This is a genomic window from Oceanobacillus zhaokaii (assembly GCF_003352005.1).
Classification (GTDB): Bacteria; Bacillota; Bacilli; order Bacillales; family Amphibacillaceae; genus Oceanobacillus; species Oceanobacillus zhaokaii.
This window is the reverse complement of sequence record NZ_CP024848.1, coordinates 1,936,189-1,948,336: the sequence shown is the minus strand read 5'-3', so window position 1 is coordinate 1,948,336 and position 12,148 is coordinate 1,936,189. Positions and strand designations below refer to the sequence as shown.

The window sequence follows — 12,148 nt, the reverse complement described above, 5'->3', positions numbered from 1 at the left end:
ATTAAAATCAATTCTTAGTAATCACAAATATATCTTAATTGTATACTCAAATTTGAAAATAGAAAAGGATTTGTTTAGTGAAAACAGTTCAAATCAATTATTCAATATTTAAAAGCTTGTCGAATCTCCTTAGCTGCATATACTTTAAGAAAGTTTTTATAATACTTTCTTATTTTTCATCAAAAGGTCGTTCATACTGTGCTTCTTTCCACACTTCTTCTACTTCACCTTGATTATCTGCATCAATAAGGAATGACCCATTACTGCTTCGTCCGCTTGTTGATAGTCCAAGTGGGAGTACTTGATGCGTTTCCCCATTTGAAGTTAGGAAGTTTATTTTATCCTGCTCATTCACAACGAAGAAGCCTCTCACACGGTGTGGCTTACTCTTTAATTCTTTTAACATGACGAGCCCTCTTTTGGCACGACTTGCTGGTTCAAATTCTTGTAACTTCATTCGTTTACCTGCTCCGCGCTGCGTAATGATAAAGAGCGATGGATTACTTGACTCGTCAAATACTTGTCCATTAACGACATATTCATCCTCTTTTAATTGAATCGCTTTTACCCCTGCTGCACGTTGACCAACAATGTTAATTTCTTCTTCTTTAAACCTTAATCCATATCCTTTATTGGATGTAACAAACACATCTGATTTTCCATCCGTAAGATGCACACTTACAACTTCATCATTCTGCTTTAAATTTAAGGCAATAAGTGCCTTTGAATGTCGTTGCGCATTGTATAGCATTAACTCACTTCGTTTTACCATTCCATTTTTCGTGAAGAAGACGAAATATTTATCTTTCTCAAAATTACGAATTGGAATGCATTGAATGATACGCTCATCCTTATCAAAAGGAACTAGGTTCGATAAGTGCTGGCCAATATCTTTCCAGCGAATATCTGGCAATTCATGTACTGGTATAATCAAATATTTACCTTTATTCGTAAACAGTAAAATCTTATCTGTAGTGTTTACCTCAATCAAAGATACAAGATGATCCTGGTCCTTTATCGCCAAGTCCTCTCCATTTGAAGCAGTGTAAGAACGTAAGCTCGTACGCTTCAAATAGCCATCTTTTGAAATCGAGACGAGAACATCTTCACTAGCGATCATAACCTCGATATTAATTTTTAATTCTTCAATTTTGTCTTCAATCGCAGTTCTTCTTGGATCTTGGAATGTCCGCTTAATTTGACGTAAATCCTTTTTAATCGTTTGTAGAAGTACCTTCTCACTTCCGAGAATAGCTTCAAGTGCTTCAATTTGTTTGAATAAATCTTCCGCTTCTTTCCGCAGCTGTGATATATCCGTGTTTGTTAATCGATAAAGCTGGAGCATGACAATTGCTTCCGCTTGTGCCTCGGAGAAATCATAAGCAGCAATAATTCGTTTCTTCGCGTCTTGCTTATCCTTCGATGAACGAATCGTGACAATCAATTCATCCAGAATGGAAATTGCTTTTATTAATCCTTCGACAATATGTGCACGATCTCTCGCTTTTTTTAGATCAAAGGTTGATTGTCTTGTTACTACATCTTTTTGATGATCAATATACGCGTCGAGTATTTGCGATAGCGATAATAATTTCGGAGTACGATTTTGAATAGCAACCATATTAAAATGATAGTTCACTTGTAAATCCGTATTTTTATATAAATAGTTTAGGATACCCTCACTATTTACTTCTTTTTTCAATTCAACTACCACTCTTAATCCAGTACGATCCGATTCATCACGAACTTCCGCTATTCCTTCTACCTTACGATCAATCCGAAGCTCATCCATTTTCTTAACCATGCTTGCTTTATTTACTTCATAGGGGATTTCTTCAATCACAATTTGTTCACGATTACCACGAATTTCTTCAATTCTAGCTTTTCCGCGAACAATGATTTTCCCCCGACCTGTCTCATAAGCTTTCTTTATTCCTTCGATACCCTGAATAATTCCGCCTGTAGGAAAATCTGGCCCTTTAATAACCTTCATTAGTTCTTCGATTGTTGCCTCTGGATTTTCCATTTTCATAATTACAGCATCAATTACTTCAGCTAGATTATGTGGGGGAATATCTGTTGCATATCCAGCTGATATTCCTGTCGAACCATTTACAAGTAAATTGGGAAATTTAGCTGGAAGGACAACTGGCTCTAACGTAGTCTCGTCAAAGTTAGGGATAAAATCAACGGTCTCTTTATCAATGTCGCGAAGTAATTCTGAAGAAATAGCAGATAGTCTAGCCTCTGTATATCGCATTGCAGCTGCCGGGTCACCATCCATACTCCCATTGTTTCCATGCATTTCAATTAATTCACTTCTTAATTTCCAATCTTGGCTCAAACGAACCATTGCTTCATAAACAGAGGAATCACCATGTGGATGATAATTCCCAATTACGTTTCCGACCGTTTTAGCAGATTTACGAAATATCCTATCATGTGTATTCTTCTCTACGTGCATCGCATATAAAATTCTACGTTGTACAGGCTTCAATCCATCTCTGACATCTGGCAAGGCCCTGTCCTGTATAATATATTTACTATACCTTCCGAATCGGTCACCTATTGCTTCTTCTAGTGGAAGGTCTAAAAACTTCTCAGGTTGTGACAAACCAACCCCCCCTTATTCCTTTATGATTTTCTCATTCTCTAGTATTGTGGCATCTTCTTCCAAACCAAATTCAACATTACTTTCAATCCACTTTCTTCGCGGCTCTACTTTATCACCCATTAATGTTGTAATTCTCCGATCTGCTCGAGCAAAGTCATCGATCGTTACTCGAATTAATGTACGTGTTTCCGGATTCATCGTCGTATCCCATAATTGATCCGCGTTCATTTCCCCAAGACCTTTATATCGTTGTACAGTATAACCATTTTTAAATTCTTGTACTGCTCTTTTCATTTCCTCTTCTTCCCAAGCATAGACAACTTTCTCACTCTTTCCTTTTCCTTTGGAAATTTTAAAGAGTGGCGGTAAACCAATAAATACTTTGCCAGCCTCTATTAGCTTACGCATGTAGCGATAGAAGAAGGTCAGCAATAATACTTGAATATGTGCGCCGTCTGTATCAGCATCGGTCATGATAATCACTTTGTCATATTGTACATCTTCTAAATCAAAGTCACTTCCGACACCTGCACCAATTGTGTGAATGATTGTAGATATTTCTTCATTTTTCATAACATCTTCAAGCTTTGCCTTCTCGGTGTTTATAACTTTTCCTCTTAATGGGAGCACTGCTTGGAACTTACGATCTCTTCCCTGTTTAGCAGATCCACCAGCAGAATCACCCTCTACCAAATAAAGCTCATTTCGTTTTGGGTTTCTTGACTGTGCAGGAGTAAGCTTCCCACTCAATAACGTATCTCTCTTTTTCCGTTGTTTTCCTGTTCTTGCTTCTTCTCTAGCTTTTCTAGCAGCATCGCGTGCTTCTTTAGCTTTTAAGGATTTTCTTGTTATCATACCAGCAATATCTGGATTCTCTTCTAGGAAATAAGAAAGATGTTCTGAAACAATGCTATCTACAACAGACCTAGCCTCTATTGTTCCAAGTCTTCCTTTTGTTTGACCCTCAAATTGCAGCTTATCCTCAGGAACGCGGACGGAAACAACGGCAGTCATCCCCTCACGAATATCAGATCCTTCAAGGTTTTTATCTTTTTCTTTTAGTATTCCAATTCTTCTTGCATACTCATTAATTGTTCTTGTAATTGCCGTCCTTGCACCTGATTCATGAGTTCCGCCATCTCTTGTGCGAACATGGTTAACAAAAGATAACATCGTCTCTGAGTAGCCATCATTATACTGAAAAGCAAATTCAACTTCAATTTCTTGTTGCTCACCCTCAAAAGAAACGATTGGACTGAGTGTATCTTTTTCCTCATTTAAATAACTAACAAAAGCTTCGATCCCATTTGGATAATGGAATAATTCCTTCTCTTCTGTTCGTTGGTCGTAAAGCTCAATTGTAATCCCTTTTAATAAAAATGCTGACTCACGTAGTCGCTCCGAAATGATTTCATAATCATAGATTAATGAGGAGAAGATTAATGCATCCGGTTTAAAATGAATAATGGTTCCGCTTTTCTTTGTCGGACCTTGTTTTTCTAATGTTGTAACAGGTTTTCCACCATTTTCGAATCGTTGCTTAAAAGATTGGCCATCTCGAAAAATGGTTACCTCCAACCACTCGGAAAGAGCATTGACTACTGAAGCACCTACTCCATGCAGCCCTCCACTAGTCTTATAGCCACCTTGTCCAAATTTTCCGCCCGCATGCAGTACCGTAAAAATTACTTCTGCTGTGGGCTTTCCGGAACTATGTACCCCTGTTGGTATACCTCTACCACTATCCTCTACAGAAATACTATTGTCTTTATGAATTGTCACTTTAATTTCATTACCATAACCGGATAACGCCTCATCAACTGCATTGTCTACAATTTCAAATACGAGATGGTGTAGTCCACGACTATCTGTACTACCAATGTACATCCCTGGTCTTTTTCTAACAGCATCAAGACCTTCTAGAACTTGAATGGATTCATCGGTATATTGGGTTGGTTGATTGGTCAATTGACCATCAACTCCTTTCTAAAAAATCTCATAACATAATAATTATATCAGAACAAACATTCGTTTGTGATATATTCTTCATTCCATAAAAAATAATTATAGTATACTTATATTAGCCCAGAACACGGTAGTAAGTATACTATAATTAAGGTTTGATTGCATTGGATGGCAAAAATGTCTAATTCAAGTGTATTGATATCTATATTCAATCGAAGAAAAAGGATGACAGAGCATGTCATCCTGAGACTCACTTTATTTTACTAACACTGAATGAACTACCTTTATGCATAAATCCATAACTACTGTAAAATCATGTTCTTTGAGGTAATGATATGCTTCCTCGTTCACGATACCTTGCTGTGCCCAAAAAACTTTTGCATTTGTCATTGTAGCGTCTTTTGCAATTTCTGGCAAATGTTCTGGTCGTCTAAAAACGTTAATTATATCAAATTCTTCGGGTATATCTGTTAAAGATGGATAAGCTTTCTCCCCTAGTACTTCTTCCACGGTCGGATTCACAGGAATAATCCGATACCCGTTTTCTTGCATCTTCTTTGATATTTGATAGGAAGTACGTTCTGGATTATCAGAAAGTCCTACTACAGCTATTGTCTTCGAAGATTCTAATATTTCCTTCAGTGCTTCTTTCGATGGATTTTCCCAAGTCATTATGTTATCCTCCTAATAATTATCATTTAGTTTCAAATCAATTGGAGAAGTGAATTACTTTAAACTTTATCTATCGTCATTATAGCACACGCTTTTAATAATTTACAAAATAACGACTATAAGAGCTCAGCTGTGAAGAATAAATTCGGAGAAATTATGATAGAAACATTATTTTTATATACTCACTCGGTTTACTTCATGCTAAAATGAAAGTTGAAGTTGTGACAATTCATTTGATTAAATAAGAGAGTAGGATGTACGATGGAATATATTTTATTTATTATTATCGCGTATTTATTAGGATCAATTCCATCCGCGTTAGTCGTTGGTAAAATCGGCTATAAAATTGATGTCCGGGAACATGGAAGCGGGAATTTAGGTGCAACGAATGCCTTTCGTGTTCTAGGAGTAAAAGCTGGAATTATTGTGACATTAGCAGATATATTAAAAGGTACGATTGCTGTTTTAATCCCCTTACTATTTGATGCGGAAGTAAATCGTTTAATTATAGGGATTTTCGCGGTTCTAGGCCATACATATCCTCTTTTTGCTAAATTTAAAGGTGGAAAGGCTGTAGCAACCTCTAGTGGGATTATTTTAGGAATAAACCCATTATTATTTATTATTATGATACTTACCTTTATTCTAACTTTGTATATCACGAAATATGTTTCTCTGTCCTCAATGATTACAGGAGTAATCAGTACGTTGGTTGCTTTATTCTTCCGAGATATTGGACTCATAATTGTAATTGCTCTACTTACAATTTTTGTTTTTTATCGACATCGGGAAAATATCAAGAGAATCCGAAATGGCACAGAACCAAAAATTAAATGGATGGGATGATTCAATCAATTGAATCATCCCATTTTTTCGCTTATATTTAAGTAATAAACAAATAAGCAGGAGATGAAGATTCATCCATGAAATATATATTTATCGGTCTAATTCAGTTTTATCGAAAAGCTATAAGTCCCTTTACACCAGCAACATGTCGATTCTATCCTACATGCTCTGAATACGGATTAGAAGCATATAAACGATTTGGTGCAATAAAAGGATCCTATTTAACAATTAAACGAATCAGTAAATGCCATCCTTTTCATCCAGGGGGTGTCGATTTAGTCCCTGAAAAAGCTAAAAAAAATTAGAAAACCTGCAATTAATATTGCCGGTTAGAACGTATTAATTATTTTTGTCCCTTGAATCGGTAACCAAAGAGCAATATATCATCTTTAGTTAGTTCACACTTGATATAATAGTTAACAAACTTAACCAAGCATTTCGGTTACTGCCGTAGTTCCACTTATATAGTTTTTATACTTTGTTAACTACAAAATAGAAGAGCTGCAATGGTCTCTTCTATTTATCTTTTGTTAAATTAAATCGGGTCAATTGATCCCATTTCCCCTCTTTGCGTAATACTTCTTCTTGCTGCACTCCAAATAAATCAAAATGTGGGTATTGTTCCTTTCTATCAATCCAATTCTCTTGGAGTCCGTATTTTTTTCCCCAAGAAATTAGTTTTGTTAGATCATTACAGCCAACTTTTGTTACAGTAGTACTGTCTGGAAATCGCTCATCAAGCCAGTAGTGGGTTAAGAAATCAATGTTTCCATTTTCGACATTTTTCTTCCAAGTGACTAGTTCCTCTCGTTTTATTCCAAAAGCCATTACACTTCTCCCTTCATACTCGCTATGTATGCATGATGCCATTCTGGAAAAGATCTACGTAATGATAAAGGTCTAAATGTTTCCTTTTTAACGATTACATGCTTTGTAGTTCCACTCACTGCAATTTCTCCGTTAGCCCCTATTACATTATACCCATATGTAGTTCTTAATCCGTCGTATTCTTCTATCCATGTTTCAACTGTTACGTCTTCCCCATATTTTACTGGTTTCTTGAATGAAAGATGCGCGTCGATAACTGGTGATACTACATTTTCTTCTTCCATTTTTGCATAACTTAATCCTAAATTCTCTATATATTTTGTACGGCCTATCTCAAACCATACTAAGTAGTTACCGTGATAAACTACGCCCATCTGATCTGTTTCTTGATATCTTACTTCAATTGGTGTACGTACTTTATTCAATCTTTGTTCCCCCTAATAATTCCAACATTTCTATTATATTACCATAAATCAATTAGAAAATTGGAAGTTGTGTTCCTAGTGCTAAATAAAAGAACCTTAAACCCAGTCTATATGGATTTAGGTTCCATTCGTTTATTTTAGCATTTAAGCAAGAAAACTTTCTCAGCTCTTAAGCGCAAAATATGGCTGTTACTCACTTAAAAGCTTGGAACAGCCATATTTCAAAATGATGTTTTATTAAGATTCATCTTTTATTTCTTCTCGCATTCCCTCGATAGCTTCTTCTCGGCGTTTATTTTTGGCTTTTATTCGTTCGTTTTCTACACCATCTGAATATTGCATCGTTTCATTTGCTTCTTCGATATTTTCAATCGTATTTTGTATCATACTTTGTAATTTACCGACATTGTCAGTACGATCATCCGGGTTTGGTTTATTATAGTTATCAGTCATTTTCATTCTCCTTTCTAATGGTATTATCTTACCAAGAGAAATTAAAATTATACGAGAAAAAATGTCCCTTTCTGCCAGAGAGGGACATTAATATTAGTTTTCATTCACTTTTAATGATTGATGCATTCTCATTTCTAACTCTTGTTCAATTTTGTCTAATAATCGACGATCTTCTAAGATTTGTCTTCGATTTTCTTGAACAAGCTCTTCGAATGTAACTTTCTTTTTCAATGAAATGGCGATTCACTCCTTATTTAAGAGCATAATCATAGTTGTCACGATATAGAAATCGATTCTTATAGTAAATGCTCTATTTTGTTCCACATATCATCTGTAAATAAGATGTAAGTGCATGCTTCACATTATTTAGAAGTATCACCATTTTTATCAAATTTTATAATAATGAATTAAAAAGTAATTAAAATTTTTCATTAATTTAAGGCATGGAGCATTTCTTCCATAAATTCATATGTCATTGGTCCGACCCTTCTAGGCTGCTGAACGATACCATCAGTACCGATAAAATACGTTGTAGGAATTGTATAGACTCCATATTCCTTCCCAACAGCTCCATCTTCATCCATTGGAACCATATAGGTGTAGTCAGAGTTATTGATAAAATCTCGTACCTTTTGGTCTTTTTCTTCAAAATTAATAGCAATTACCTCTATTTCATCTTGGTAGGTATCATAAAACGCTTGCATTGCTGGCATTTCTTCTTTACATGGCGGGCACCATGTCGCCCAGAAATTTAATAAAACTTTCTTCCCGCGAAGATCCGATAATTTGAACTTCGAGCCGTCAGCTGTTTCCAGTTCAATCTCAGGTGCTAATTCACCTGGTTTAATACCAACACTTTCTACTGGAGCAATTGTCCCGCCACGGACGCTTGTATCCCCACTAACATCATACTCATTGCTATTTGATGCTGCACTGTTATTTTTGTTTTGATCAATAATATTTGCTGTTAATATACCTGCCAATACTAATAGAATCATTAATCCTGCCATTCTTTTATACATCATTTGACACCCCTATAATTCATCCATTGATGAATAAATATAACATTATAACTAAATGGTATGTATATTCATCGCTTTTGTAAAGGGATTCATCTGATTGTTCTTAAATTATTCGCAAATGATAATTGTTGATAGAATATATCTTATACCTTTCGCTCTAATGTCAATTATTATTACCGAAAAAAGCGTCCTACTTATAATGTAGAACGCTTTTTCTTATTAGCTATGCTCCAATTCTTTCACGTAAAACCATTTGCAGGATCCCACCGTGACGGTAGTAATCAATTTCAACCTCACTATCGAAACGTGCGATAACTTCAAATTCTGTCGTCTTACCTGTTTCATCTGTTGCAGTAACTTTTAGTAAATCACGTGGTTTAACACTTTCATCAATTTCCACATTAAAGCTTTCTTGACCTGTTAATCCAAGCTTCTCTAGATTTTGCCCTTTTTGGAATTGTAGTGGTAATACCCCCATCATTACTAGGTTTGAACGGTGAATACGCTCAAAGCTCTCTGCTATAACAGTTTTTATACCTAATAAATTCGTACCTTTCGCTGCCCAGTCGCGTGAAGAACCCATGCCATAATCTTTTCCACCGAATACTACTAATCCAGTACCTGATGCTTGATACTTCATCGCTGCATCATAGATTGGCATTACTTCTCCTGTTGGCCAGTAAGTTGTATAGCCACCTTCTGTATTGGGTGCTAGTTTATTACGAATACGGATATTAGCAAACGTACCACGCATCATAATTTCATGATTACCTCGGCGTGAACCATAAGAGTTAAAGTTCCTTGGTGATACATCCTTCGCTTGTAAATACTTTCCTGCAGGCATATCTTTTGCTATTGCTCCAGCAGGTGAAATATGGTCAGTAGTTACAGAGTCGCCAAACAGGCCGATTGCACGTAAATTGTTCAATGCTTCAACTGTGCCAGCATTCTTCGCTAATCCTTCAAAGAAAGGTGGGTTTTGAATGTAGGTCGACTCGTCATCCCATTCAAATAACGCTTCATCAGTTGTATCAATTTTATTCCATTGTTCATTAGAATTGAACACATTTTCATATTCTTTACGGAAAATTTCAGGTGTTACTACTCTATTAACTTCATCCTTAATTTCTTGCATTGATGGCCAAATATCACGAATATAAACAGGATTACCGTCCTTATCCGTACCGATTGCATCCTTCGTTAAATCGATATTAACTGTACCTGCGAGTGCATATGCAACAACAAGCGGTGGAGATGCTAGATAATTCGCTTTTACTAATGGATGGATCCGTCCTTCAAAGTTACGGTTACCAGATAACACAGAAGAAGCAATTAAATCGCTTTCCATTATTGCCTTTTCAATCTCCTCGCGTAAAGGACCGGAGTTTCCGATGCAAGTTGTACATCCATATCCTACTAAGTTAAATCCTAATTGATCTAAATAAGTTTGCAATCCAGCATCCTCCAGGTAGCGTGTAACTACTTTAGAACCTGGCGCTAATGATGTTTTTACATATTCAGGCACTTTTAGACCTTTTTCAACGGCTTTTTTCGCTACTAATCCAGCACCAAGCATTACATATGGATTTGAAGTATTTGTACAAGATGTAATCGCAGCGATAGCAAGTGAACCAGTCTCCATGACAGATGTATTGCCACTTGGATGTACAATTGTTACTTTTTTATCAAATTCTGATTTATCCAAGCCATAGCCTTGGTTTCCTTCTTTTGCAGTGATTGCTTTATTAAACTCTTTTTGCATATTTGATAATGTAATCAAATCTTGCGGACGTTTCGGTCCTGAAAGGTTTGGTTCAAGTTCAGAAAGATTAATCTCGATTACTTCTGTATATTCTGGGTCTGCTTGTTCTGAAGAATACCAAAGTCCATTTTCTTTACAATATGTTTCAACTAAATCAATTTGTTCTTCACTTCGGCCAGTTAAACGTAAATAATTTAATGATTCTTCATCTACTGGGAAGAAACCACAAGTTGCACCATATTCAGGAGCCATGTTTGAAATGGTTGCCCGGTCTGCTAGTGGCATATCCTTTAAACCAGGTCCAAAGTATTCAACAAATTTGCCAACAACATTTTCCGCACGTAATACTTGCGTAACTTTTAAAGCTAAATCAGTCGCTGTTGTTGCATCTGGGAAACTTCCTGTAAATTTAACACCGATTACTTCTGGCTGCGGGAAATATGAAGGCTGTCCAAGCATTCCTGCTTCAGCTTCAATACCACCAACACCCCAACCTAACACACCTAAACCATTGATCATTGTCGTATGTGAATCCGTTCCAACTAATGTATCTGGATATGCATCATATTCACCATTTTCCTGTTCAATACCATGGACAACATTCGCTAAATACTCAAGATTGACTTGGTGAACAATTCCAGTTGCTGGAGGTACTGCTCGATAGTTATCAAATGCTTTTTGTGCCCAATTTAAGAATTCATAGCGTTCAGCATTTCGTTTGAATTCCAAATCCATATTCGCTTGCAGCGCATTTGCTGTACCATATTGATCGACTTGCACTGAGTGGTCAATAACAAGATCGACGGGAACCTCAGGGTTTATTTTATTCGGGTCTCCACCTAGGTCAACCATTGCTTTCCGTAATGATGCAAGGTCAACAACTGCAGGTACTCCAGTAAAATCTTGAAGGATTACACGTGATGGTTTAAATGGTACATCAACATCCTTAACTTCTTTATTCCCCCACTTTGCTAATGCTCTAACATGTTCATCTGTAATCTGACGTCCGTCGTGTTGACGGATTACTGATTCTAAGAGCACTCGAATCGAAAATGGCAAACGGTCAATATTGCCTATTCCTGCATCCTCTAATGCTTTTAGTTGGAAATAATTATACTTTTTCCCATGTAACTCGAATTGTTTCTTTGCTTGAAATGCATTTTGATTACTCATGTAAGCTACCCCTTCCGAACTTTTTCACTTTTTCATCTCTTCAATAAAATTAGTTAAAATTACCTAAAATCAAACTATCTATTAATCTAAGAAACTCAGAAAGCCCCTTCACTATACATCTTATCGTATTCGTTTACATAAAACAATTAATTCTAGCATTTCGGTATATATTAAAAATTTATGTATCATGATAAGTATTTCTTATACAAAAGCATAAATATCGTTCATCTTTGTTATAATAAGTAAAATAAATATAAAGACAGAATTAGTACCTAGCTGTTATTGACAAGAGAATATCTAGGAATTTAGTTAATGATTTCTATGTTTGTTTTATCATATGGGGAACAAGAGGTATGCTCGCGAATTCGGTGCAGTTAAATATCCTTAT

11 protein-coding genes are annotated in these 12,148 nt (G+C 36.0%); 2 read left to right on the top strand and 9 right to left on the bottom strand.

Translation table 11 applies throughout. The features are described from left to right. Positions 1-169 precede the first annotated feature (169 nt). From parC to CUC15_RS09830, 3 genes are all read right to left on the bottom strand, one after another. Positions 170-2,614 (bottom strand): DNA topoisomerase IV subunit A, encoded by a 2,445-nt coding sequence (parC, locus tag CUC15_RS09840; protein WP_114916501.1) that lies wholly within the window; start codon positions 2,612-2,614, stop codon positions 170-172. A 12-nt stretch (positions 2,615-2,626) separates the two neighbouring features. Then, positions 2,627-4,582 carry a DNA topoisomerase IV subunit B gene (gene parE, locus CUC15_RS09835; RefSeq protein WP_114916500.1) on the bottom strand — a complete coding sequence of 652 codons (1,956 nt, stop codon included), beginning with the start codon at positions 4,580-4,582 and terminating at the stop codon, positions 2,627-2,629. Between the two features lie 252 nt (positions 4,583-4,834). Next, positions 4,835-5,251, bottom strand: a complete 417-nt coding sequence (locus tag CUC15_RS09830; RefSeq protein ID WP_114916499.1) for a CoA-binding protein — start codon at positions 5,249-5,251, stop codon at positions 4,835-4,837. A gap of 261 nt (positions 5,252-5,512) precedes the next feature. Here CUC15_RS09830 and plsY point away from each other — a divergent pair, with 261 nt between their 5' ends. Further along, positions 5,513-6,097 (top strand): glycerol-3-phosphate 1-O-acyltransferase PlsY, encoded by a 585-nt coding sequence (gene plsY / locus CUC15_RS09825; protein WP_114916498.1) that lies wholly within the window; start codon positions 5,513-5,515, stop codon positions 6,095-6,097. Between the two features lie 77 nt (positions 6,098-6,174). Beyond that, on the top strand, positions 6,175-6,402 hold the full coding sequence (gene yidD, locus CUC15_RS09820; RefSeq protein WP_114916497.1) for a membrane protein insertion efficiency factor YidD: 228 nt from the start codon (positions 6,175-6,177) through the stop codon (positions 6,400-6,402). A 211-nt stretch (positions 6,403-6,613) separates the two neighbouring features. On the opposite strand, the gene CUC15_RS09815 is transcribed toward yidD, so the two are convergent. The 6 genes from CUC15_RS09815 to acnA form a co-directional block, all read right to left on the bottom strand. After that, positions 6,614-6,925, bottom strand: coding sequence for a hypothetical protein (locus CUC15_RS09815; RefSeq protein ID WP_114916496.1), 312 nt, complete (start codon positions 6,923-6,925; stop codon positions 6,614-6,616). Next, positions 6,925-7,350 (bottom strand): acyl-CoA thioesterase, encoded by a 426-nt coding sequence (locus tag CUC15_RS09810; protein WP_114916495.1) that lies wholly within the window; start codon positions 7,348-7,350, stop codon positions 6,925-6,927. The genes CUC15_RS09815 and CUC15_RS09810 overlap by 1 nt, the downstream gene beginning before the upstream one ends. A gap of 237 nt (positions 7,351-7,587) precedes the next feature. Further along, positions 7,588-7,803, bottom strand: coding sequence for a small acid-soluble spore protein Tlp (gene tlp / locus CUC15_RS09805; protein ID WP_114916494.1), 216 nt, complete (start codon positions 7,801-7,803; stop codon positions 7,588-7,590). Between the two features lie 93 nt (positions 7,804-7,896). Beyond that, positions 7,897-8,040, bottom strand: a complete 144-nt coding sequence (locus CUC15_RS09800) for an FbpB family small basic protein (RefSeq protein WP_114916493.1) — start codon at positions 8,038-8,040, stop codon at positions 7,897-7,899. A 194-nt stretch (positions 8,041-8,234) separates the two neighbouring features. Next, positions 8,235-8,828 carry a TlpA family protein disulfide reductase gene (locus CUC15_RS09795; protein WP_242985983.1) on the bottom strand — a complete coding sequence of 198 codons (594 nt, stop codon included), beginning with the start codon at positions 8,826-8,828 and terminating at the stop codon, positions 8,235-8,237. Positions 8,829-9,048: 220 nt separating this feature from the next. Then, positions 9,049-11,760, bottom strand: coding sequence for an aconitate hydratase AcnA (gene acnA, locus CUC15_RS09790; RefSeq protein WP_114916491.1), 2,712 nt, complete (start codon positions 11,758-11,760; stop codon positions 9,049-9,051). Positions 11,761-12,148: the final 388 nt, after the last annotated feature.

What these genes read in the sequence shown, in the direction of transcription:
- CUC15_RS09830 (WP_114916499.1), bottom strand. Translation starts at nt 5,251, where the DNA reads ATGACTTGGGAAAATCCATCGAAAGAAGCACTGAAGGAAATATTAGAA.
- CUC15_RS09815 (WP_114916496.1), bottom strand. Translation starts at nt 6,925, where the DNA reads ATGGCTTTTGGAATAAAACGAGAGGAACTAGTCACTTGGAAGAAAAAT.
- acnA (WP_114916491.1), bottom strand. Translation starts at nt 11,760, where the DNA reads ATGAGTAATCAAAATGCATTTCAAGCAAAGAAACAATTCGAGTTACAT.
- CUC15_RS09795 (WP_242985983.1), bottom strand. Translation starts at nt 8,828, where the DNA reads ATGATGTATAAAAGAATGGCAGGATTAATGATTCTATTAGTATTGGCA.
- tlp (WP_114916494.1), bottom strand. Translation starts at nt 7,803, where the DNA reads ATGACTGATAACTATAATAAACCAAACCCGGATGATCGTACTGACAAT.
- yidD (WP_114916497.1), top strand. Translation starts at nt 6,175, where the DNA reads ATGAAATATATATTTATCGGTCTAATTCAGTTTTATCGAAAAGCTATA.
- plsY (WP_114916498.1), top strand. Translation starts at nt 5,513, where the DNA reads ATGGAATATATTTTATTTATTATTATCGCGTATTTATTAGGATCAATT.